Annotated in this window: 21 protein-coding genes and 1 pseudogene; 14 read left to right on the top strand and 8 right to left on the bottom strand. The window is 62.6% G+C overall.

The genetic code is table 11. The annotated features are described in order from the left end of the window. The first annotated feature begins 4 nt into the window (after window positions 1–4). The 7 genes from NKI69_RS19650 to NKI69_RS19680 all read left to right on the top strand — a co-directional run bounded on the left by NKI69_RS19650 (window position 5) and on the right by NKI69_RS19680 (window position 5,314). Complete coding sequence (locus tag NKI69_RS19650; protein WP_352722397.1) at window positions 5–277, top strand: hypothetical protein; 273 nt, start codon at window positions 5–7, stop codon at window positions 275–277. A gap of 70 nt (window positions 278–347) precedes the next feature. After that, complete coding sequence (locus NKI69_RS19655) at window positions 348–1,871, top strand: TadE/TadG family type IV pilus assembly protein (RefSeq protein ID WP_352722398.1); 1,524 nt, start codon at window positions 348–350, stop codon at window positions 1,869–1,871. A gap of 7 nt (window positions 1,872–1,878) precedes the next feature. Further along, on the top strand, window positions 1,879–2,373 hold the full coding sequence (locus tag NKI69_RS19660; protein WP_352722399.1) for a TadE/TadG family type IV pilus assembly protein: 495 nt from the start codon (window positions 1,879–1,881) through the stop codon (window positions 2,371–2,373). Continuing rightward, window positions 2,367–2,990, top strand: coding sequence for a TadE/TadG family type IV pilus assembly protein (locus tag NKI69_RS19665; protein WP_352722400.1), 624 nt, complete (start codon window positions 2,367–2,369; stop codon window positions 2,988–2,990). Before NKI69_RS19660 ends, NKI69_RS19665 begins: the two co-directional genes overlap by 7 nt. Next, complete coding sequence (locus tag NKI69_RS19670; protein ID WP_352722401.1) at window positions 2,987–4,150, top strand: CpaE/TadZ family protein; 1,164 nt, start codon at window positions 2,987–2,989, stop codon at window positions 4,148–4,150. Before NKI69_RS19665 ends, NKI69_RS19670 begins: the two co-directional genes overlap by 4 nt. Then, window positions 4,134–4,724 (top strand): L,D-transpeptidase, encoded by a 591-nt coding sequence (locus NKI69_RS19675; RefSeq protein WP_352722402.1) that lies wholly within the window; start codon window positions 4,134–4,136, stop codon window positions 4,722–4,724. Before NKI69_RS19670 ends, NKI69_RS19675 begins: the two co-directional genes overlap by 17 nt. Further along, entirely contained in the window at window positions 4,721–5,314 is a 594-nt protein-coding gene (locus tag NKI69_RS19680; protein WP_352722403.1) for a hypothetical protein, read from the top strand. Before NKI69_RS19675 ends, NKI69_RS19680 begins: the two co-directional genes overlap by 4 nt. Before the next feature lie 44 nt (window positions 5,315–5,358). Here NKI69_RS19680 and NKI69_RS19685 read toward each other — a convergent pair whose 3' ends face one another. From NKI69_RS19685 to NKI69_RS19710, 6 genes are all read right to left on the bottom strand, one after another. Continuing rightward, window positions 5,359–5,892 carry a hypothetical protein gene (locus tag NKI69_RS19685; protein ID WP_352555009.1) on the bottom strand — a complete coding sequence of 178 codons (534 nt, stop codon included), beginning with the start codon at window positions 5,890–5,892 and terminating at the stop codon, window positions 5,359–5,361. A gap of 59 nt (window positions 5,893–5,951) precedes the next feature. Beyond that, on the bottom strand, window positions 5,952–6,866 hold the full coding sequence (locus NKI69_RS19690) for a carbohydrate ABC transporter permease (protein ID WP_128302633.1): 915 nt from the start codon (window positions 6,864–6,866) through the stop codon (window positions 5,952–5,954). 113 nt (window positions 6,867–6,979) lie between these two features. Further along, window positions 6,980–8,275, bottom strand: coding sequence for an ABC transporter substrate-binding protein (locus NKI69_RS19695; RefSeq protein ID WP_352722404.1), 1,296 nt, complete (start codon window positions 8,273–8,275; stop codon window positions 6,980–6,982). A 95-nt stretch (window positions 8,276–8,370) separates the two neighbouring features. Further along, a complete protein-coding gene (locus NKI69_RS19700; RefSeq protein WP_081734746.1) occupies window positions 8,371–9,195 on the bottom strand; it encodes a carbohydrate ABC transporter permease in 825 nt (274 codons plus the stop codon). Beyond that, complete coding sequence (locus NKI69_RS19705) at window positions 9,192–10,367, bottom strand: ABC transporter ATP-binding protein (RefSeq protein ID WP_023809128.1); 1,176 nt, start codon at window positions 10,365–10,367, stop codon at window positions 9,192–9,194. Before NKI69_RS19705 ends, NKI69_RS19700 begins: the two co-directional genes overlap by 4 nt. A 175-nt stretch (window positions 10,368–10,542) precedes the next feature. Next, complete coding sequence (locus tag NKI69_RS19710; protein WP_352722405.1) at window positions 10,543–11,343, bottom strand: SDR family NAD(P)-dependent oxidoreductase; 801 nt, start codon at window positions 11,341–11,343, stop codon at window positions 10,543–10,545. A 164-nt stretch (window positions 11,344–11,507) separates the two neighbouring features. On the opposite strand from NKI69_RS19710, the gene NKI69_RS19715 reads away from it, so the two are divergent. The 6 genes from NKI69_RS19715 (at window position 11,508) to NKI69_RS19740 (ending at window position 17,929) form a co-directional block, all read left to right on the top strand. Next, window positions 11,508–12,368 (top strand): DeoR/GlpR family DNA-binding transcription regulator, encoded by an 861-nt coding sequence (locus tag NKI69_RS19715; protein ID WP_352609946.1) that lies wholly within the window; start codon window positions 11,508–11,510, stop codon window positions 12,366–12,368. Window positions 12,369–12,407: 39 nt separating this feature from the next. Then, window positions 12,408–13,208, top strand: coding sequence for a BtpA/SgcQ family protein (locus NKI69_RS19720; protein WP_023809131.1), 801 nt, complete (start codon window positions 12,408–12,410; stop codon window positions 13,206–13,208). 160 nt (window positions 13,209–13,368) lie between these two features. Then, window positions 13,369–14,889, top strand: coding sequence for an FGGY-family carbohydrate kinase (locus NKI69_RS19725; protein ID WP_352722406.1), 1,521 nt, complete (start codon window positions 13,369–13,371; stop codon window positions 14,887–14,889). Continuing rightward, window positions 14,889–15,518 (top strand): HAD family hydrolase, encoded by a 630-nt coding sequence (locus tag NKI69_RS19730; RefSeq protein WP_292336009.1) that lies wholly within the window; start codon window positions 14,889–14,891, stop codon window positions 15,516–15,518. The genes NKI69_RS19725 and NKI69_RS19730 overlap by 1 nt, the downstream gene beginning before the upstream one ends. A gap of 156 nt (window positions 15,519–15,674) precedes the next feature. Continuing rightward, window positions 15,675–16,661, top strand: coding sequence for a tagatose kinase (locus NKI69_RS19735; protein ID WP_128302642.1), 987 nt, complete (start codon window positions 15,675–15,677; stop codon window positions 16,659–16,661). Beyond that, window positions 16,661–17,929 (top strand): D-tagatose-bisphosphate aldolase, class II, non-catalytic subunit, encoded by a 1,269-nt coding sequence (locus tag NKI69_RS19740; protein ID WP_352722407.1) that lies wholly within the window; start codon window positions 16,661–16,663, stop codon window positions 17,927–17,929. Before NKI69_RS19735 ends, NKI69_RS19740 begins: the two co-directional genes overlap by 1 nt. A gap of 57 nt (window positions 17,930–17,986) precedes the next feature. Here the strand turns inward: NKI69_RS19740 and NKI69_RS19745 are convergent, their stop codons facing one another. Further along, window positions 17,987–19,333, bottom strand: coding sequence for an NAD(P)/FAD-dependent oxidoreductase (locus NKI69_RS19745; protein ID WP_023809136.1), 1,347 nt, complete (start codon window positions 19,331–19,333; stop codon window positions 17,987–17,989). A 318-nt stretch (window positions 19,334–19,651) separates the two neighbouring features. Here NKI69_RS19745 and NKI69_RS19750 point away from each other — a divergent pair. After that, a pseudogene (locus NKI69_RS19750) lies at window positions 19,652–19,867 on the top strand (L-2-hydroxyglutarate oxidase); the annotation flags it as partial. A gap of 731 nt (window positions 19,868–20,598) precedes the next feature. On the opposite strand, the gene tssH reads toward NKI69_RS19750, so the two are convergent. Next, complete coding sequence (gene tssH, locus NKI69_RS19755) at window positions 20,599–23,406, bottom strand: type VI secretion system ATPase TssH (RefSeq protein WP_023809138.1); 2,808 nt, start codon at window positions 23,404–23,406, stop codon at window positions 20,599–20,601. Between the last annotated feature and the right edge of the window lie 237 nt (window positions 23,407–23,643).

Below are 23,643 nucleotides of genomic sequence, written 5' to 3' on the forward strand. Positions count from 1 at the left end.
CGCCTTGATCCTTCTTCTGTGCGCCAGCGCGCTGTCGGGCTGCGCCGCGGACTATTTGAACCATTACGATTCGGTGACCCTGGCCGCCGGCGACACGCAGAAATTCAATTCGATGCTGCAGACGGTCGACCCGCTCAATCCTAACGCAAGGAATACCAAGATCGAGGGTGACGGCGCGCGCGCCGCTGCCGTTGCCCAGGCCTACAAATATCCGCCGCCGCCGCCGCCGCCGCCGGCGATCACGGTCAATGTCGGCGGGTCGGGTGTGACGCCGTGAACTGAACGGAAGGATGCGGAGGGCGCCGGGCATGCGAGGGGCTCTGCGCAAGAAAGCAGAGAGTAAGGTCATGTTAGGGACCATTCGTGCCTTCTGGAACGATCAACGCGGCGTCGCGATGATCCTCGTGGCTATCATGCTGCCCGTGCTTGTCGGATTTGCTCTGCTGGCCATCGATATGAGCCGGGCCAGCGGACTGCATAACGATCTGCAGAAGGGTGTCGATGCGCTCGCGCTTGCGACCGCTGCGGAACTGGATGGCAGAGCGGATTCAATCGACCGAGCGAACCGGGCGATGACGACCTTACTCACCAACAAAACCAAGTTTTCTACCTCTGACGATCCCACTTCTCACGATCACACGCTCGCCGCGGCCGATGTGACCGTGAAATATCTGACGGGAATACCCGCCGACGACAGCACCACTTTGAGCGCCGCCGGTGTCGATTCTACCGGCCATGACTGGTCAAGCACCGATCCCAAAGCTGTGACATTCTCTCTGGTGACGGTGAACGCTTCCGGCTTGGCGGATGGCGCAGGCGCCTTCGCGACAATATTCCCGGCAAGCTTTCTAGGCGGCGGCGACACCATGGATTTAAGGCCACAGGCCGTGGCCGGCTTTGTCCAGTCGATCTGCGAAACGGTGCCGATCTTCATGTGCAATCCGTTCGAGACGCCCGATCCGTCGACCAGCAAAACGATCCAGCAGGCCTTTGCAGCCGGGCTCACATACAGCCGCGAACTCCGCGTCCTCAAGGTCGACAGCAACCCTGGCCCCGGCAATTTCGGACTGATCGACAACAATCTGGCGTCGCTGCGGGATGCGCTCGCTATGGGAACTGCCGGCACCTGCTATCAACGCGATAAGCTCACCACTAAAACCGGCGTCACCCTGGGCCAGGTCAACGCTGGTCTCAATGTCCGCTTCGACATCTATAGCACTTCGCTGAAGAGCCATGACACCGACTGGCAATATCGGCCGGCGAGCAATGTGCGCAAGGGCGTGGATAAGACGGCAAACTGCAACAAATACACGACCAACACAGACGGAACGGCGATGGCGCTGCCGCCGGGCGATAGCTTCGATTCCGCCACCGGGATGACGAATTCGACCTGGGATCGCACCAATTACTGGCTGATCAACCATGGTGTGGCATACCCCTCCGTCCCAAGCACCACCAACCCGACTGGCGCCGCTGTGCCAGCTTCCAGATATGACGTCTACAAATACGAGATTGCGAACGGGCTCGTCGGGGACAAGTCCCTCGCGCCGACAAAGGAAAGCGGCGTTCCAGCATGCTTCAAAGGCACGACGCCGACAGCTGACCCCGATCGCCGGCTGCTCAACATGGCGATCGTCGACTGCATCGCCAACCAAGACAAGATCAATGGCCATGTCCAGCTCAAGCCTGACGGCTATGCCAGTGTCTTCATAAACAGCCCCATCCAGAAGCAGGATAACAGCAAGAACGACGAAGACTCCACAGCCGGGGAGAAGCCTATCAGCCTGGAGATCGTCGACGTCGATGGAGGGTTTGCCAATAACACCCTTTTAGACAAAGCATTTCGCAACGAAGCCCAGTTGTATCGGTAGGGTCGACATGACTAGGTTCGGCAAAATCATTGGGCGGTTCCAAGGCGACGAAAATGGCGCCGCTTTGGTGGAAGCCGCGATCACCATACCACTCGTATTTCTGTTATCGGCTGGTGTGTTCGAGTTCTCCAACATCCTGAACACGCGCCTGCTTCTCGAAGCCGGCGTCGAGGATGCGGGTCGCTACATGGCACGATGCAGCAGTGACTGGGAGACCTGCAAGGGGCGGGCTCAAAACCTTGCTGCCAACGGGGCGGTCGCCAACGGCACCGCCAGGGTGACCGGATGGCTGCCGGCGGCAGTTGCCATCACCAAGGCGCGCTCGCTAGACGCGGTTGATGTGGCCACGGGCACACAGCTTTATCTTAGCAGCAAGAGCACTGTCGATGTCGTGGACGTCAGTACCTCCTATTCTTATCCGGACGTCGGCTTCTGGTCGTATCTCGGCTTTGGTGCTCTCACTCTGAGCGTGTCCCATCAGGAACGAGTCATTGGATGGTGACGGAGCGCATCAAATTTTGGGCCAACCAGTCCGGAGCGACTATGGTCGAAATGGCCATAGTGATGCCACTACTGTTGACGCTTCTGCTTGGCTTCGTCGATTTCGGCTACGCTTTTTACCAATGGAATGCCGGGAATAAAGCGGTGCAAGCCGGCGCAAGGCTGGCGCAGATTTCTACACCTGTCGCCAGCGGGCTTCTGGCCGAGACGATAACGCAGAGCGATGTAACCAAAATCGGCACCGCAGTGGCCGCAAACACCTACAACTATATCTGCACTGCCAATACCGCGGGAAGCGTCACTTGCACTTGTGGTACAGGCGCCACGTGTCAGAATCTCAATGTGAGCCAGGCCGCTTTTGATTTCATTTTCAGCGGCAACAGCAGTCGGGCCGGAATGCAGACTTTCCTGCCAATGCTGGCGAAGTCCGAAGTGCGGATACAATACCAGGCATCCGGCCTCGGCTACTGGACGCGCCCCAGCGGGCCAGTACCGACAGTCACCGTCAGCATCACCAATCATCCCTTCCAGTTCTTCTTCCTCGGATTCGCAAATATCACCATGCCCTCCATGCTGAGCACAGTCACGGGCGAAGACCTAAAGAGCACCTTCCCATGAACGCCATCAACACCAAGGTTACGCCGACCAAGCGCAAGCAGGTTGCGCTGTTCTCGTCGGATCCGCAGTTCAAGCGCGATGTGGCGACGCGGCTCGATGCGCTGGCGATCTATGACGTCAGGGTTTCCGAGACGAGCGACTTTCTCAAGGGGCCACCGGCGGAGACGCGCCCGGGCATCGTCATCCTCGATCTCGGCAATGGCGAGTTGCTCGGCAGGCCCGGCATCGTCGAAGCGCGCGCGCTGTGGGCCAGCGTTCCGCTGATCGCGGTTTCCGACGAGCTGAGCTCGGAGCAGACGCGCGTTTTGGTGCGCATGAACGCTTCGGACTGGCTGCACAAGCCGCTCGACGGCAAGGAGCTGCTCAATGCGGTGACCTTCCACGACACCGGCAACCAGGGAACGAAGAGCCGGATCATCACCTTCATCGGCGCCAGCGGCGGCGCCGGCGCCACGACGCTGGCGCTGTCGGCGGCCGAATTCCTGGCGTCGAAATCGGCTGAGCGCGGGGCGTCCACCTGTCTCGTCGACCTGGATTTCCAGAGCGCCAATTGCGGCGCCTATCTCAATCTGTTCAACCAGTTCGACCTTGCCGGCATCATCGGCCAGCCGGAGCGGCTCGATGTCGAGCTGATGGACGTCATCAAGCTGTCCCGCCCGTCCGGGCTCACGCTCTACGCATTCGAGCGGCCGCAACTGCCATTCGAGCCGCATGGCAGCGATTTCGTCTTCCGGCTGCTCGACCTCGTCGCCTACCGCTTCGACGACATCGTCATCGACCTGCCCAATCTGGAAACGCCCTGGCACAATTCCGTGCTTTCGACGAGCGACGAGATCTTCATCGTCTTCGAGCTCAACGTCGCTTCGCTGCGGCAAGGCAAGCGGCTCTACAAGAAGATCCGCGAGCTGCGCGGCAATGCGGTCTCGATCACGCTTGTCGCCAACAAGCACAAGCGCAAATGGTTCGGGAACCATTTTTCGCGCAGCGAGCTCGAAAAGATCTTCAAGGCGCCGCACATCAAGTCGGTCGCGCTCGACAACGCGCTCCTGACCGATGCGCTGAACAGGGCCATCCCGCCATCGGAAGTGGATGGGCGGGCGCGCTTCAACAAGGATCTGAAGCGGATGTTCAAAGAGCGGCTCGATGACGCTGCCCGATAGATATCGGATCGTCCCAAAGCTCGCCGGCGCCTGCGTGCTCGGCGTGGCGCTGGCGCTGTCCGTCCACGATTTCGCCGAGGCGCGATCGGCGCTTTCGGAGCGGCCGCCGCTGCCGGCGATGGGGCCCAGCCTGCGCAAGGCCGTTGCCTTTAGAACCGCCGAGCAGCCGGGCACGATCGTCATCCGCAAGGACGAGAAGGCGCTTTACCTAGTGACCCGCCAGGGCCAGGCGCTGCGCTACCAGATCAGCGTCGGACGCGACGGGTTCGGCTGGACCGGCACCGTCAAGGTCGGGGCGAAGACCGAATGGCCGGAGTGGCGCCCGCCGCAGGAAATGCGGGCCCGCCAGCCGGAGCTGCCGAAAATGGTGCCCGCCGGCCCCTACAACCCGCTCGGCGCAAGGGCGCTCTACCTGTCGCGGGACGGGCGCGACACGCTCTACCGCATTCACGGCACCAACGCCCCGTCGGGTGTCGGCTTCGACGGGACATCGGGTTGTTTTCGTCTCACCAACACGGATGTGATCGATCTTTTCAAGCGCGTCGCGGTCGGCGCAAAGGTGGTGGTCCAATGACGATGATCAGCGAACCGGACATGCCGGCGATCGACGTGGGAAACCAGGAACAGCGCGAACCGGTTGCCACCGGGAAACCCAGCAAGGCAAAGACGATCGGCGTCATCGTCGCCGGTGGCGCGCTTCTGATCACCGCGATCAACATGGCGGCCGCGGTCTATCTCTATCGGGGCATGAGCGACCTGCGTTTCGTCGAAGCGCGGCTGGAGCAGCTCGGCGCGTTCGAGCAGCGGATCGCGGCCCGGCTCGACACGGTCAACAACGGTTTTCAGAGCCGGTTCGAGAAACTGGACAGCCAGCTGCAAGGCAGCTTCAACGAGATCGATGGCAACATTGCCCGGTTGGGGCGCAATGTGCCGGTCGCCGGCGGCGAGACCATGCCGGGTGCGCAAGAACCGTCCGAGATCGCCACCAGCACGCTGGCACAAGCGCCCGAAGCCCTCGACGGCGAGAGCGCGAGCGAACCCGGCGTCATCGAAGCGCCCGCACCCAGGAAGAGAATCGCGTCGGCCTCGCCCCCTGCCCCAAGCTCCAACTACCAGCGCATCCAGCAGCCCGACGGCAAGGTCTATTACCGCCGGATCAACTAGACCCGGCAGAGCCCGGAGCGGGCGGGTTGCAGGTGGCGATCGGTCTAGAGATCGCGCTGCAGCGCCAGGATACGGATGGCCCGGACGGACCGCTCCCGCGCCTCAGTGAGGAAGGCGATGTGGCAGTAGGCACAGGCCACGATGCCCAAAAGCAGCACCAGGCTGTTTTTCAAGGTGAAATCGACGGCCAGCGAATACGGAAGACCCTTGGGCGAGGTGAATTCGGCAATCGTGCTCGCCGTTTCCGAATGGCTGCCGACGGCGATCATCAGGCCAGCGAAAATCAAGGCGACGTGGTTGGCGAGGAACGAGAATGCCGACTTTTTGGTGTGGCACGCCACCCAGCAGACGATCGCTGCCGCGGCAAGAATGACGGCGTCGACAGCCATGGAACCACCCAGCCAGACATCGACCTGCTGCCAAAGCACCGTCGACAGAGGGCGCAGTTCAAGCCATAGCCACCATGCGGTGGGGCTGGCTGGATAGGTGCCCAGCAACAAGGTCGCCACGCGCTCCCCTGCCAGGACCGCCAGAATGAGAAACGGAAAGGCGAAAAGCAGAAGCGGCTTGCGTTTCATGTTCCCTCGACAATCTGCAAGCCAGGATAGGCCGTATAGATTGCTCAAGGCTTAACAGCCTACTTCCGGCCCTCTCCCGATTGCGAGCGTTCGAGGACGGCGAAGAAGATCACGGTGAGCAGAAGGACGATCAGCAGCAGCACGAACGCGGCCGCCGCGCCTTCGTTGAGCGAAAGGCCGAGAAAGGCACGGCGATAGGCAAAGAAGCTCAGCACTTCGGTCGCATTGCCTGGCCCGCCCTTGGTCAGGACATAGGGCAGATCGTAGGTCCGGAACTCGTTGATCAGCTGGATGATGATGGTGATCGCCGCGACCGGCCGAAGCATCGGCAGCGTGATGTAGAAGAATTGCTGCCAGCCGCGTGCGCCATCCACTTCAGCTGCCTCATAGGGATCTCGCGGCAAAGCGGCGAGCCCCGCGGCGAGGATCAGCACGACGAAGGACATTTGCTGCCAGATGTCGATCGCCGCCATCGTCCAGAGCGCCATGCCTGGCGTGCCGAGCCAGTCGAGGCGCGGCAGGCCGAACGTTTCCATCAGATGATTGGCGATGCCGAGATTGGGCTGGAGCAGCATGCGCCAGATCAAGGCGACGCTGATCGGCGACATCGCCATGGGAATGGTCAGAATCGCGAAATAGACCGGCTTCATCCGGACCGTCCGGTTGAGCATCAGGGCAATACCGAGCCCGATCACGAATTCGCCGACAACCGTCACCGCCGAATAGCGCACGGTGAGCCAGAGCGCGTTCCAGAACAGCTCATCGCCGATCATCGAGGCGAAATTCTTGAACCCGACAAGCGGCAGAAGCTGCGGCTTGATCAAGGTCATCGAGGAGATCGAGAGGATGCAGGCATAGGCCAGCGGAAAGCCCATCACGATCGCCAGCAGCAGCAGGCCGGGCAAGGCAAAGGCCCAGCCGGTCCGCCACTCGCGGCCACGGGCAGCCCATCCTTTTTTGATCGCATTGTGCATCGTAGCCGAGCCTTGGTCGGGGTGGCGTTGCTGATCTCGTCAGGATCCGGGGTCTGGACAAGATCCGGCGCGGCTGACACCGCCGCGCCGGATCTCCTTGCCGAGCCGGACCGCTATTTATCGAGGAGCCCCTGCAGGCCGTCGGAAGCCGCCTTCAGCGCTGCGTCCGATGTCGCCTGGCCGCCAGCCGCCAGCGAGAGCTGGGTACCGAGCAGATCCTCGTATTGCGCCGAATAGGTGAAGATCGGGAACGACTTGCCGGTCGCCACCACATCCTCGGCGGTCTTGTAGAAGGGATATTTCGCCAGCACCGCCGCATCGGCATAGACGTCGCTGCGCACGGGCGCGTGGCCCTCGAGCGCGCGCTTCACCGAAACATCCTTGCTCTGCACCCACTGGATGAAGGTCCAGGCGGCTTCCTGCTCTTCCGGCGACGTGTTCTTGGGAATGCCCCAGCCCCAACCGCCGCTTTCGCCATGGCCACCCGGCATCACCGACAGGCCGACCTTGCCGGCGACCGTCGGACACTTCACGGCATCGTCCATCTGCGGCAGCATCCACCAATAGGTGACCATGCTGAAGGCCGAACCGCTGCACATCAGGCGCATGGTGTCATCGAGCGTCGCCGACACGGCACCCTGCTGGGCGCCGTGCTGGATGTTGTCGACATAGAGATCGAGCGCCTTCTTGGCCTCTGCCGTGTCGAGGCTCGCCTTGCCGTCGGCATTGAGATAGCTGCCGCCGGCGGAGAACAGGTAATTGGAGAATTCCATGCTGTTGGGATCGCCGCGCTGGCCCTGCATCGCGGCTCCGGCGACGCCGGCATTGGCCTTCATGAATTTGGAAATCGTCACATAGTCTTCGAGCGTCGTCGGCAAAGCGAGCTCCTTGCCGGTTGCCGTCTTGTAGGCGGCCTTGAGCTTCTCGTCGCCGATCAGGTCCGTCCGGTAGAGGAGGCCCATCGAGTAGTTGTACATGGGCACCAGGAACAGCTGGTCCTTGGTCCGGCCGAGCAGGTCAAGCGTCGAGGGAATGAAGGGGCTCAGATCGTATTTGGATTTCTCGACGAAGGGTTTCAGATCGGCGAGCCAGCCGGCGGCCGGAAATTCGCCGGCCCACAGGAAGTCGACCTCGAGCACATTGTAGTAGCTCTGCGGCGCGGTCAGCTGGGACACCAGCTTGTCGTGCATGTCGGGATAGCCGATCTTCTCGAACTCGACCTTGATGCCGGTCTGCTTCTCGAATTCGGGCAACAGCGCTTCGATGATCTTGGTTTCCGGCACGTCCTCCATCAAGGCGTGCAAGGTGATGGGCTCAGCCGCCCTGGCCGGAAGCGATGCGCTGACAACAGCTGCCCCGCTCACGGCCGTCATCAGCATTTTGATCAAGGTCTGCTTGTTCCAAGTCATAACTCTCTACTCCTCTTTCCCTCTGGACGCGGCGGTGATCCCGCCACGATTTCCTAACCGGCTAGCGAGCCATGTCGGCTCTCGGAGCGGCCGGCCTATTTCACGCTGCCGAACGTCAAGCCCTGGACGATGAAACGCTGGATGAAGCGGGAAGCCACGACCAGCGGCAGGATGGCAAGCACGACGCCGGCAGAAACCTTGGCGATCTGGACGCCGTTCGAGGTCTGCAACGCGGCGAGCGCAACCGGTATGGTCGCCGTCTTCGGCCCGCTCAAAACCAGGGCAAACAAAAACTCATTCCACGCCAGGATGAAACCGAGCACGCCGGCGGCCGCGATACCGGGCATCGACACCGGCAGCACAATGCGCCAGAAGGCGCCCCAGGCGGTCGCGCCGTCGGTCATCGCCGCCCACTCCAGATCGACTGGAATGCCTTCGAAGAAGCCCATCAGGATCCAGGTCAGGAAAGGCAGGTTGAGCGCGGCATAAACGATGATCAGCCCGGTCAGCGAATTGCTGAGCTCCAGGCTTCGGAACAGCGTGAAGGTCGGCAGCACCAGCGCCACGGGCGGCAGCATTTGCGTCGCCAGAACGGCAAAGCGCGCCCAACGACCGCCCGTACGGAAGCGGGCGAAGGCATAGCCGGTGGTGGCGGCGAAAGGCAAAGCGAGCAGAACCGAGCCGAGCGCGACGATCAGGCTGTTGAGGTAGGACTGACCGAAGCGACCTGACAGCAGCGCCGAATAATTGTCCGTCGTAAAGGCCGGCATCAGCTCGTTGCTGTAGGATAGCTGCTCGGGCACGAAGCTCGTCCGCAGCACCCAGAGCGGCGGCAGCAGCACGATGGCGCAAACGACAATCAGCCCGAAATGCAGGCCGAAGCGGCGGCGAAAGGCAGGCCGTTCGTTTCTGTCCATCATCGAGTGGCCCCCATGAGGCTCGGCCGCGCGATGCCCAGTTCGGTCTCGGGATCAAACAGGTGCATTGGCAGCGGGTCGATGTAGAGCTCGACGATCGAGCCGACGGGCGCCGTGAAATAACGGCTCAGGCGGGCGGCGATCTCCAACGGCTTGTCGTCTCCGGCGGGGTGGGCATGATCCTTGCCGGTGGCCTGACCCGCGATCTGGCCGATCAGGACGTTCTCGGCGCCGAGAGCCTCGACGGCCACGACCCGTACGGCAATCTTCTGCCAGTCCGGCTTGTCGGCGCGTTCGTGGAAATCTTCGGCTCGAACGCCCAGAATGACGCGGCGCCCGACACGCTCGCCATAGGCGTTGCGGTGGCGGGCGGGGACGGTAAGCACGGCACCACTGTCGGTCACGACGGAGAGCCCTTCGCCAGGTGCGGGCTGAAGCGTGGCCGGAATGAGGTTCATCGGCGGCGTCGCCAGGAAGCGCGCGACGAAGGTGTTGACCGGGTCGGCATAGACTTCAAGCGGCCGGCCGGCCTGGACCAGGCGACCATCGCGCATGATGCATATGCGATCGCCCATGGTCATGGCCTCGACCTGGTCATGCGTGACATGGACGATGGTGCGGCCAAGGCGCCGGTGCAGCTTGACGAGTTCGAGCCGCATCTCTGCACGCAGCTGCGCATCGAGGTTGGACAGCGGCTCGTCAAGCAGGAAGGCCGCCGGTTCGCGAACGATCGCCCGACCGAGCGCGACACGCTGCCGCTGGCCGCCCGAAAGCGCTGCCGGCTTGCGGCCGAGAAGATTCTGCAGCCCGAGCAGGTTAGCGGCGTCCGCAATCTTGGCATCGATGACCGCTGCGTCGGTGCCGCGCATCTTCAGCCCGAAGGCCATATTCTGCCGCACCGACATATGCGGATAGAGCGCGTAGCTCTGGAAAACCACCGCGACGTTGCGGTCGCGCGGCGCGACATTGGCGACGCTCTTGCCACCGATGCGGAGATCGCCGGAAGAGATACTCTCCAGGCCGGCAATCATCCGCAGCGTCGTCGACTTGCCGCATCCCGACGGGCCGAGAAAGATCACGAATTCACCGTCAGGAATGGTGAGATCGACCTCATGCACCCCGTAATTGCCATTGCCGTAGAGCTTGGAAACGCGATCGAGCTCGATAGACGCCATAGACTTTCCTCATGAACCCGTCTGACCCGGCTGAACGCCGAAGGCCGGAGTCGAGCGAACGGTCATCTTAGAGAACAAAATATAACATTGAAAGCCTGCCTTCTGATCATATGTGTTCACTTTTTTTGGATGGCGCGTGCCAGCATCAGGATCCGGTTACAGCCGCCAAAAGCCGTCAGGTCATGTAGACGCCGCCGGTCACGTTGACCCCCTGGCCAGTCATGAAGCGGGCTTGATCCGAACAGAGGAAGACGACGACGTCGGCGACATCCTCCGGCAGCTCGAGCCGGCCGAGCGGCGTCTGCGCGATATAGTCGGCGACCACCCGTTCGGGCGTGACTTGCCGCAGATGCGCCTCCCACTCGACTTCTCGCGATTGCATGCCGGTCTTGACGAACCCCGGGCAGACGGCATTGACGCGTATCCCTTTGGGCGCGAGCTCGCGGGCAAAGGCCTGCGTCCAGCCGAGCACGGCGAACTTGGACGCCGAATAATGCGCTAGGAGCGGCGCACCGATCTTCGCCGCAAGCGAGGCGGTGTTGACGATACAGCCCGTGCCCTGCTTGACAAAATGCCGTCCAGCGATCTGATTTGCCAGGAATACACCACGTGCATTGACGGAGAAGTTGAAGTCCCACTCCTCGTCGGTCAGGTCCAGCGCATGCTGCATGGTGGACACGCCGGCATTGGCGATCAGGATGTCGCAGCCGCCTAGCGCTTCCAGCACAGTGGCAAAGGCCGTCTCGACGGAATCGCGGCGGCGAACATCGACCGTGACGGCGGCGGCATCGCCGCCAATTTCCTCAGCCGCCTTGCGTGCCGCGTCGGGATCCAGATCACCGATCGCCACGGCGACGCCCTGCCGCGTCAGGGCGGTCGCGATCGCGCGACCGATCCCCGCGCCGCCGCCCGTCACGAAGGCACGCTTGCCCGCGAGTTCGGCAAGCACTGGAGGAATGACGGAGACAGCCGGCATGGTCGTATTCTCTCTGCTTGGTGACGGAATGCGTTCTGTTGATATGGAGATGCATACCATAAATTCGAACACTGCAAACATATTTTTGTTTGAAAATGTTTGATCATGCGATAGAGTCAAAACTGCAGACCGCTTCGTCAGCGGCTTACCCACCGGATACATCGATGGCAGACGACACCGCCGCTCCTGAGACATCCACGCATGGCGCACCGCGCGATGCCGATCGTCAGCGCCTTCTCGCGCACGATCGACAAGCCCGCATCCTCGCTTTCCTGCGCCGGACGGGGTCGCTCACCGTCGCCGCGGCAGCGGCCGAACTCGCCGTTTCCGACATGACGATCCGCCGCGATCTCGTCGAACTGGAACGCGAGGGCAGGCTGGTGCGAATCCATGGCGGCGCGATCGAGGCCGATAACCCGCCGCTGGTCGCCATGGACAGTGAGGAGCCGAGTTTCGATTCGCGCTTGCGCCAGCGCCGTGACCCGAAGGCCGCGATTGCCGCCGCCGCGGCCGCCTTGGTTTCGGGATACCGCACGATCGCATTGGATGTCGGCACCACCACCTATCTGATGGCCGAGCACCTCAAGGACCTTCCGCACGCCAAGGTGTTCACCAACAGCCTCAGGATCGCGGCGGCGCTGAACGGCGGTATGCCCGAAGTCTATGTTGCCGGCGGCCGCGTACGAGCCGACGAGATGTCGACCGGCGGACCCGCGGCTATCGCCCAGTTCGAGGCGCTGTGGTTCGACGTCGCCGTGATCGGCGTCTCCGGCATCACGGCGGACGGCCTTTTCGACTATTCCTTCGATGATACCGATATGAAGCGCGCCTATCTGAGACGCTCAGGCACCAAGATCGTGCTCTGCGATTCCGCCAAATTCCTGCGCATGTCGCTGGTGCGGATAGCGCCACTATCGGACATCGATATCCTCATCACCGATGCCGAGCCGCCGGCCAAGATCGCCGCGGCGCTCGCCGCGGCCAAGGTCGACCTGCGCATCGCGCCGCCACTGACGCGCGACTGAGGCGCAACATTCTCACTTTATCCCCAAGGAGACGACTCGATGGTATTTGAATTTTTCGGCGACAAGAAGAAGGCTGTCATCTCGATGGCCCACATCGGTGCCCTGCCGGGAACGCCCCTCTATGATGCCGATGGCGGCCTCGACAAGCTGATCGATGGCGTACTCTCCGACATCCGCAAGCTGCAGAGCGGCGGCGTCGATGCCATCATGTTCGGCAACGAGAACGACCGCCCCTATGTCTTCAAGGCGCCGCCGGAAGGCATTGCCGCCATGACTGCGATCGTCCAGGCGGTGAAGCCCGAACTGAAAGTGCCGTTTGGCGTCAATTATCTCTGGGATCCGACCGCCAGCGTCGCGATCGGGGCTGCCACCGGAGCCCGTTTCGTGCGCGAGATCTTCACCGGCCTGTTCGCTTCCGACATGGGCTTGTGGGAGCCCGATTGCGCCGCCGCCTCGCGCCTGCGGCACAATCTTGGCCGCGACGACATGAAGCTTCTCTTCAACATCAATGCAGAGTTCGCACACTCGCTCGACCAGCGTCCTATTGAATTGCGCGCCAAGAGCGCGGTGTTCTCGTCGATGGCCGACGCCATCCTCGTTTCCGGTCCGATCACTGGCCAGCCGGCCGACCAGTCCCACCTGCGCAGCGTCTGCGAGACGATCAAGGACGTGCCGGTCTTCGCCAACACCGGCGTGAACATCGACAATGTCCGCGATGTCCTTTCGCTGGCGAGCGGCGTCGTGATCGGCACCCATTTCAAGATCGATGGCAATACCTGGAACGCCGTCGACGGCGATCGGGTCAAGCGCTTCATGGACGTTGTCGCCACCTTGCGCTGAGGACGGCTTCCACGGCGATGCCGGCCACCGCCGGCTCGCGGTGATCATATCGATCGTTGCGGGCCGGCGTCCGGAATGATCGACTGGTATCGAGCAGTGGGACACAACGAGGCAGACAGGTTCGCCCGCCTGCCCTTCCCGGCATTTCAATGGATTCGACATGGCGTTCGTTCTCGGTCTCGATATCGGCACCACCTCGACGATCGGCATTCTGATCCGGCTTCCCGATCAGGTGCTGGGCCTCGCCTCGCGCCCCGTCACGCTGCATTCCGAGCATGCGGGCTGGGCCGAGGAAGATCCCACGCAATGGTGGATCAATGTCCGCGACATCGTGCAGGAGTTGCTCAGGACCAGCGGCATCAAGGCCGAGGAGATCGTGGCGGTCGGCACCACCGGCATGCTGCCGGCGGTCGTTCTCCTGGACGACCAGGGCGAAGTGCTGCGGCCAAGCATTCAGCAGAGCGACGGCCGCTGTGGCGCCGAAGTGGCCGAACTGCGGACCGAATGCGATGAGGCGGCTTTCATCGCCAAGGCCGGCAACGGCATCAACCAACAGCTCGTCACCGCAAAGCTGCGCTGGATAGAGCGTCACGAGCCGGAGGTGTTCAGCCGCATCGCCACCGTTTTCGGCTCCTATGACTATATCAACTGGCGCCTCACCGGCGAACGTGCGGTCGAGCAGAACTGGGCGCTGGAGGCAGGCTTCGTCGATGTTTCGACGCACCGGATCGACGACGATCTGGTGGCGCTCGCTCACATACCGCGCTCGGCCGTGCCACGAAAGATCGCCTCGCATGAGATCCTCGGTTCCGTCTCGGCAAAGGCCGCGGATGAGACCGGCCTGATGGCGGGAACACCTGTCGTCGGTGGTGCGGCCGACATGATCGCTTCCGCGCTCGGCGCCGGAGTTGCCAAAGCAGGCGATGTCCTCCTGAAATTCGGCGGCTCGGTCGATATCCTGATCGCCACCGATCAGATCAAGCCAGATCCGCGCATGTATCTCGATTACCATCTGGTGCCGGGCCTGTTCATGCCCAATGGCTGCATGTCGACCGGCGGCTCGGGCCTCAACTGGTTCGTACGCAATTTCGCCGGCGGCGAGATGGTCGCGGCACAGGCCGAGGGTATTTCGGTACACCAGCGGCTCGATGCGCTGGCGGCAGAGCGTCCCGCCGGTGCCGATGGCCTCATCATCCTGCCCTATTTCCTCGGCGAGAAGACGCCGATCCATGATCCAGCGGCCCGTGGCGTGATCGATGGGCTGACGCTGTCGCACGATATCGGCCATGTCTGGCGCGCTTTGCTCGAGGCCTATGCCTTTGCCATCGCGCATCATGTCGAGGTGCTCAACGACATGGGCCACCGGACCGAGCGCTATCTCGCCTCCGACGGCGGCTCAAGCAGCAAGGTCTGGATGCAGATTGTCGCGGATGTCCTGCAAAAGCCGGTCCAACGCCTGACCGGGCACCCCGGCTCTTGCATCGGCGCTGCCTGGACGGCGGCGATCGGCGTCGGCCTAACCGACGACTGGTCGGGCGTTTCCGGTTTCGTCAGCTTCGCCGACCGGCTCGATCCCGACCCGCGCAAGGCTGACATCTACCGCGACGGCTATCGCCGCTATCGCGATCTTTATGCGCGCCTGTCGGCTCCTGGCGCGACCAGAGCGGGATCGTCATCGTGATGTATCGCGCCGTCGCCTGGGACATCGACGGAACGCTGATCGACAGCGAGCCGTTGCATCATCAATCCCTCCTCGCCGGCTGCCGCAACTGGAACGTCGATCTTGACGACCTGCCCGACCAAGCCTTTCGCGGCATCCATATGGGCGACGTCTGGACAATGCTGCGTCCGCGTCTCCCAGTCGGGCTCGACCAGGCGGAGTGGCTCGCCGCTATCAATGCCCACTACGTCGCGAACCGGGCGAACGCCGTCCCAATCCCCGAGGCGGTCGAGACGATTCGAACCCTGGCTGACCGCGGCGTCCCGCAGGTCTGCGTCTCGAATTCCGGCCGGCAAGTCGTCAATGCCAATCTCGATGCGCTCGGCGTGCTCGATCATATGAGTCTCACAATCAGCCTCGACGACGTGTCGGCCGGCAAGCCCGACCCCACGCCCTATCGCGAGGCCTGCCGGCAGCTCGCCGTAGCTCCAGGGTCGGTGGTGGCCGTGGAAGACAGCCGCACCGGCACTAAGGCAGCACGAGCCGCCGGTCTGTTCGTGGTTGGCTATCTCCCCAGCGGCGGCCTGCTCGGCGACGTCGATCTCAGCACCAACCGTCTGTCGTCGATCCTGGATCTGTTTCCAGGCTGAGGATTTGCGCGTCGTTACCTTCCAGGTGTGCGCTTGACCATGCATTCAGGATCGTAGCGTGATGGCAACTGATCGATTCACATCGACCGGTAGGAATCCCCCTTGCGCCTCGGCGTCGTGAAACCGCAAACGACACCACACCAGGATGGACGCTTGATGAACGACCTCCCCCAAACACTTGCAGCGGACTCGCTCGGGCCAACCGTGACGATTGGAGAAATCCTGGTAGAGATCGTCGCGAGGCAGACAGGCACCGGCTTCCGGGAACCTATCGACCTCATTGGCCCCTTTCCGAGCGGCGCGCCCGCCATCTTCATCGATCAATGCGCACGTATGGGCGGAGCGGCCGCAATGGTGGGCGTGGTCGGCGACGACGATTTCGGCGTCGTCAACGTGGAGCGCCTGAAGCGGGACGGCGTAGACACTTCCGCCATCGCTGTTTCCCCGGATTATCCGACGGGCAGCGCCTTTGTTCGCTACCGCACGGACGGAAGCCGCGATTTCGTCTACAACATCGCCAAATCCGCCGCCGCTCGATTGGAATGGACCCCGCAGGTCGAGGCGCTGATCGCGCGTTGCGGGCATATCCATGTCATGGGAACGGTGTTCGCAAGTCCCGCAGCCTGGGCGATCACCGAACGCGCGATCCCGCTGATCAAGGCACGCGGCGGCACGATGTCGCTCGATCCGAACCTGCGCAAGGAATTGCTGGCGCACGGCCAGACCGAGGAGAAATTCGCCGGTCTGGTGGACGAAGCGGACCTGCTGCTGCCGTCGGGCAATGAATTGTTCCTGGCCGCCGGCACGGACGGCGAGGAACGCGCGATCGAGGCGCTGTTCAGACGAGGGGTCAAGGAGATCGCCGTGAAGCGCGGCGAACATGGCGCGTCAGCCCGTCAAAGCACCGGAGCCCGCGCCGATTGCCCCGGCCTGATCGTCGAGGAAACGGACCCCACCGGGGCCGGCGACTGTTTCGGGGGAGCCTATGTCGCATGCCGGCGGCTGGGCATGGCGCTGCAGACGGCGCTCGAATTCGCCAACGCGGCAGGGGCGCGCAACGTCACACGCCACGGTCCCATGGAGGGAGCCGGCACGCCGGCCGAGCTGGAAGATTTCATGGCAAGAACGGCGAGAAGAAATTGATGCGTGTGGCGATCGAAGATTTGCCGGCCCTGCACAGGGACGGGAAGAAAATCGGGGTGACCTCGGTGTGCTCGGCGCACCCGCTGGTGCTTAAAGCCGCACTGCGCCACGGCCGGGAAACCGGCACCACCGTGCTGATCGAGGCGACGTGCAATCAGGTCAATCATCTGGGCGGTTATAAGGGCATGACGCCGGCCGATTTCGCGGCGATGGTGGAAGCGCTCGCGGCAGCCGAGCGGTGCCCGGAAGAGCTGATCGTGCTTGGCGGGGATCATCTCGGTCCTAATCCCTGGAAAGACCGGCCCGCCGAGGAGGCGATGGCGCAGGCCGGGACGATGGTCGATGCCTATGTCCGCGCCGGCTTCCGCAAGATCCACCTCGATGCTTCGATGGGCTGCGCGGGTGAACCGGCGACGCTAGACGACCACACGGTGGCCGGGCGCGCGGCCAGGCTGGCGGGCGTCGCGGAGCAGGCGGCAGCGCAAAGCGGCGGGGCAAGCCCGGTCTACATCATCGGGACGGAGGTGCCGCCGCCCGGTGGCGCCGATCACGCTTTGGATGCGATCACCCCGACCAGTCCGGAGGCGGCTAGCCAGACACATGCCATTCACGCCCAGGCATTCCAAACCGCCGGGCTTGAAAGCGCATTTTCCCGCGTCATCGGGCTTGTGGTGCAGCCGGGCGTGGAGTTCGGCAACCAGAATGTGATTTTCTACGATCGGGCAAAGGCCCGCGACCTGGCGGCAACCCTCGACAGATTGCCGTCGCTCATTTTCGAAGCCCATTCGACGGACTATCAGGGTGAGAGGCCGTTGCGTGAACTCGTCGAGGACGGCTTCGCCGTCCTCAAGGTCGGACCCGAGCTGACCTTCAAGCTGCGCGAGGCGCTGTACTCGCTCGACCTGATCGCTTCCGACCTGGTGCCTGACTATGGCGAGCGGCCGCTTTACCACGCAATGGAAGAGCTGATGCAAGGCACCCCCAAGAATTGGGCAAGCCACTATCATGGAAGCGATGCCGACAAGCGGACGCTGCGCCACTACTCCTATTCCGATCGCATCCGATATTATTGGGCGATCCCGCAAGCCCGTGCCGCCTGCAACCGTCTCTTCGATACGTTGAACGGCCGCAAGGTGCCGGTGATGCTGTTTCTCCAGCACCTGCCTTCTGCAGTCACATGGGCTGACCGCGCCTGCGACGTCGAGGAGATCGCGATCGGTCACGTCCGGCGGAGCATCGAGGCCTACGCCCGGGCATGCGGCACCTGAGATCCTCGTCCGGTCCTTCAAGGCCAGAGCGGATGGGCTGGCGGGCGGCAGGAACGCTTACAACGATGGCCCCAATCGGATCGGACTGCCGTCGCTGAAACGGGATTGACGGAACCTGTAGAGGTTGTGCCCAGTCTCGTTGCCTTGGACGAGGTCGGACAACACACGGCCGATGCCGGGTCCGATGCCGAAGCCGTGGCCGCTCATCCCGGTCGCTATAACGAGACCCGGGATCGCAGCGGCGCGATCGACGATGGGCACGACATCAGGCATCGCATCGATCATGCCCGCCCAGCTCGCCTTGAGCGGTACAGTCGTGAACTGAGGGAAAAGCTCCCTGAACCCGCGGTCGATGGCGCGGAGCGCCGACGTCTCGGGAGCGGGATTGAGGACCCGCATCCGTTCGAAAGGGCTTTCTTCATCCGCGTTCCATCTGCGCGGCGTCGACCAGCCATCCGGGTATCCTCGCGGCGCGGCCGGCAGGTAGCGCGTGCCGAAGGGATTGGCCATCAGGGCGCTGAAATATTTGCCCGCATGGCGAAATGCGTCCGGCCCTATGTAGAGTTGGCTGCTGCCTCCCGATGCGAGCGTATACCCGCCATCCTGCCTGCGCCGGAAAGCGATGCGTTCATCCGCGGCGGCACCGGCGTAGATCTCCGGCATCGGTGCTGTCGCGGCGACGGTCGCCCTGACGCTGAGCTGCGGAATCGAGATGCCGTGGGCGCGCAGAAAGAGCGACGTCCACGCGCCGCTGGCGACGACGACGCTCGAGGTCGCGATGCGCCCTTTCTCGGTCCAGACGCCACTGATGCGTCCCGCGGAGATGTCGAGCATACGTGCCGCGCAATTCTCGATGATCGTCACACCTTCGCGGGCCGCCAGGCGAGCAAGCGCGGGCACCGCGACCCAAGGTTCCGCCCGCATGTCCGATGGGGTGATCATTGCGCCTTTGAACGGTCGCGACATGGCCGGGATCAGGCTTGCCAACTCACCTTGGTCGAGGAGACGCGTGTCGACGCCATGAGCCTGGGCAATCTCGAGAAACTTCGCGAAACCGGCCATCTCCTTGTCTGTCCGCGCAAGATAGGTAACGCCCGTCTGCTTCAGTCCTATGTCCTCGCCACATTCCTGCGCCAGTTGCCGCCAGAGGCGCTGCGCTTCGATGACGATCGGCAGTTCGTCGGCATCGCGGCCCTGTTGCCGGATCCAGCCCCAATTGCGCGAGGATTGCTCGGCGGCGATGCGGCCCTTTTCCAGCAGCGTCACCGAGACGTTCCGTCGCGCCAGGAACAGTGCCGTGCTCACGCCAATGACCCCGCCGCCGATGATCACGACGTCCGAAGTCTTCGGCAGGGGCTGCTGGAACTGGATCGAGGTGGCTTCGGTGAAGGGGAAGATTGTCAAAGAGCACCGTCCTTCTTGGTATGCTGCGGCGACATCCGGTCCACGCTGGCAGCGAGATCTGGGCAGCGATATCTGGCCGCCGTGAAATGTCGATACCACGCGAGGAGATTGATCGTCAGCTACTGCTTGCCGACAAGGACGGCGACAGATCGCGGGTCTGGAAGTCCCTCTGGACAATGAGTTTTGAAACTGCCGGCCAAAGGCTGGCGACTGTGCAAGCGTGCCCCACTATTGCGTTATCGGCGGCGGCATCGTCGACCTGGCGACGGCCATGCGGCTGGTTGAGACATATCCCGGCTGCAGCCTGATGCTGTTGGCCGGAAATACTGTCCGAGCCTCGGCCTCGCCGACCTGCTCCCGCACGAAGCAGGCATCCGCGCGCAAGCCGTGCGCAAAGACAGTGCCCTCATCCATGATTTCCTGTTCGCATAAACGGACCGCATGCTGCACGTCTGCAACGCCCCTTCACCCGCCGCCTCCTCGGCGATCCCGATTGCAGAGATGATTCGAGATCGCCTCATGCAGGGCTGCTGAAAACGAGGCGGTATGCATGGAGCCGCAACGCCCGCTGAACGCTGGAGTATCCGTCTTGGCCAAGAAAGGGATTGGGGCACCGGCCGCGGGCAACGCAGCTTTTGCGTCAGAACCAGATCCGCTCACCACCGGGCCAGCAATTCCGCTCCCGGCGAGAAGGTACTTGGCCTGCCGGCTATAGCCGCTCGGCCTCAGGCCTGCGGTTTCCGCAAGCGTTAGCCTCCTGTGGACGCCGGCATTTTTGGCTGCGCAAAGATCTCAAGCGAAACGACGGCCGACGTCGCAGGTTCGACCGTCATAGGCATAGCTCGACGAGCTCCCTATGGTACACGTCCACAGAATGCACTGACACTCAAGCCAGCTTGGCTAAGCCAGAAATCTTTAAGTCTTTGAAATGACCTGACTATTTATGGTACCCTTGGCTGGGACCTATCCCCGGATCAAGCTATTGTTTTTATTATGTTTTTTCTGCTCCAACGTCCGATTTGTATCACAATAGGTATCACAATCTGTAGCACCTTCTCCGCGACCCTTGGATGCCTTCGCCCACAGCGGCCGCAGCGTGTTTGACTAAAGCCACTCGCAGATCCGGTGTCGTGGCAGGTAAAAGAATACCGTCATTCTTCTAACCGATTGCGTCATACGAATTCACCGCCACCGGCCGCTCCCAGGCTAGTCGGCTCAGCTTGCCTATGCACGAAGAAGCCGAAGCAAACCGTCATCAACTTTCCTTACTCGAAGGAATAGGTGAAGCCCTCCTTGGAGGCGCCGACGGTTACCCTTGTCATCCTTTCGCCCTCGAGCGAGCGGTTCAGCACGCCGCGGCTCAGTTCCGGCAGCAGCGTGTTGCTCAGGATGGCATCGATCATCCGCCCGCCGGATTCGATCTCGGTGCAGCGGGCCTTGACCAGATCCATGACACCGTCGCCGATCACCAATTCCGCATCGTTGGTTGCACGCAGCCGGCGAGCAATCTTGGCGAACTGATGACGGGTGATCGCTTCGATCATCGAATCCGAGAGCGGATAGTAAGGAATGGTCACCACCCGGCCGAGAAAGGCCGCCGGGAAGACCTTCAGCAACGGGCCGCGCAAGGCGGTGTCCAGATCATCGAGCCCGGCCCGCAGCGTGCCGTTCCTGGTGCGGTCCATGATGACTTCCGAGCCGACATTCGAGGTGAGCAGGATCAGCGTGTTCTTGAAGTCGATCCGCCGGCCCTCGCTGTCGTCCATCATCCCCTTGTCGAAAACCTGGAAGAAGATTTCGTGCACATCCGGATGCGCCTTCTCGACCTCGTCGAGCAGGATCACCGAATAGGGTTTTCTGCGCACCGCTTCGGTCAGGATGCCGCCCTTTCCGTAGCCAACATAACCGGGCGGCGCGCCTTTGAGCGTCGAGACCGTATGCGCCTCCTGGAACTCGGACATGTTGATCGAGATCAGGTTCTGCTCCCCGCCATAGAGCGTTTCGGCGAGCGCCAATGCGGTTTCGGTCTTGCCGACGCCCGAGGGGCCGCAGAGCAGGAAGACGCCCACCGGCTTTTCCGGCGCGCCAAGCCCGGCGCGGCTGGTCTGCACGCGTTTGGCGATCATCTCCATGGCGTGACCTTGGCCGACGACCCGCTCCGAAAGCGTGGTGGCGAGCTTGAGCGCCTTTTCGGTCTGGCTGGACAGCATCCGTCCGGTCGGGATGCCGGTCCAGTCCTGGACCACGGCGGCCACTGCGTTGCGGTCTACCGATGGCAGGATCAACGGTGTTTCGCCTTGTGCCTCGGCCAGCTCGGCCATCAGCTCTCGCAACCGGGCGAGATCGGCGGCAGGATCAGGTGGGTCGGCAGCGTCCGGTGTCTCCGCATCGGTATTGGCGGCCTTGGCTTTAGCTGTTTTGGTATTCGTGGTTTCCGCCTTCGCCGTTTCAGCCTTGGGCGGCTCAGTCTTGGGCACCTTGGTCCTTTCTGCGTCCGCCGCTGCCGTTTCAGCGGCAGCCGCCGCATCGAGCGGGACTCCTTCGCCGCGCAGCTTGGCGCGTAATTCGAGGATCTCGGCGACAAGTGTCTTTTCACGATCCCAGCGCTGCTGCGCTACGGCCAGGGTGACCTTGGTTTCGGAAAGCCCGGTCTCGACGCGCGCCTGCCGGTCGGCGACCTCGATGCCGATCGCGGCCTCGCGGCCGATGATGCCGCGCTCGACCTCCAGCGCCTGGCGGCGGCGCATGATGTCCTCGACCTCGGCCGGCGTGGCGTGCTGCGATATGGCGACACGGGCGCAGGCGGTGTCGAGAAGGCTCACGGCCTTATCAGGCAGTTGCCGTGCCGGGATATAGCGATGTGACAGGCCGACCGCCGCTTCGATCGCCTCATCGAGTATCTGCACCTTGTGGTGCTGCTCCAGGACGCCAGCCACACCGCGTAACATCAGAACGGCCACCGCCTCCGACGGCTCTTCGATCTTGACCACTTGGAAACGGCGGGTCAGCGCCGGGTCCTTCTCGATGTGCTGCTTGTATTCGGCCCAGGTCGTTGCCGCGATGGTGCGAAGTTCGCCGCGCGCCAGCGCGGGCTTCAGGAGATTGGCCGCGTCGCCGGTTCCAGCAGCGCCGCCGGCGCCGATCAAGGTGTGGGCCTCATCGATGAAGAGGATGACGGGGGTCTCGGACGACTGCACCTCATCAATGACAGCTTTCAGTCGTTTTTCGAACTCACCCTTTACGCTTGCTCCCGCCTGCATCAATCCGACATCAAGCATGCGTACACTGACGCCTTGCAGTGGGAGCGGCACATCGTCCTGGGCGATGCGCAAAGCAAAACCTTCAACGACCGCGGTCTTGCCGACTCCAGCCTCGCCGGTCAGGATCGGATTGTTTTGCCGCCGTCGCATCAGGATATCGACGATCTGCCTGATCTCCGGATCGCGGCCGACAACAGGGTCGATCTTGCCGTCGCGGGCGCGCTGGGTCAGGTCGGTGGCATATTTCGCCAGCGCCGAATCCCCGCCCGAAGCCCGCCGCGGTGCCTCCGCTGCGGAGACCGTAGTCGAGGCGCCGGCTTCGAGTGAGCCCTCCATCACATCGGCAAACCGCGCGATGACCGCGTCGACGTCGATCTTGTCGAACTCGCCGCTGATCTTCGACAGCAGGCCTTCCAGCACCGGCGTCTTCAGGCAAGCAAGAAGAATATGTGCGCTGCGGACTTCCTCGACGCCGAACTCAAGCGTTGCAAGGTTCCAGGCTTCCTGGATGGCGTGGAAGATATGGTCGGAAAATTCCTCGATCGACGTTGCGCCATAAGGCAGCTTATCCACCGCGCGGGTCATATCGGCTGTAAGCCGGCTCGCATCCACCCCCGCATCGGCGACTATCATTTGCATATCCGAGCGGTCGGAAAGCACCAGTTGCTCGATGAAGTGGACGAGTTCGACGTAAGGATTGCCGCGCAGTTTGGCGGTGTCTGCTGCAGCCTTGAAGGCGCGCAGGCCAACAGGATTGAGCTTGCCGACCAGTTCCTTGCGTTTGAAGGTCTGCGATGACCGGCGCTGTTCCATCGAACGTGCTCCTGCAATCTGCCAGTCCATAACCTGGCACATAAGCCGTCACTTGACAAAGCGCGTGATGGACGGGGCTCGATACGCGGCTCAGCCGCTACCTTGCGTTTGTGGAAAGTCCCGCACCACCAGCCGCAAATAACCACGGAATTGCCGGCCTCCATGCATTGCATTTCACAATCGGGGTTCGGCAATCACGCTCAAGAGGCGGCGGCATTTAAGCTTCTGTTAATTTTT

The organism is Mesorhizobium sp. M0491, from assembly GCF_040321265.1.
GTDB lineage: Bacteria > Pseudomonadota > Alphaproteobacteria > Rhizobiales > Rhizobiaceae > Mesorhizobium.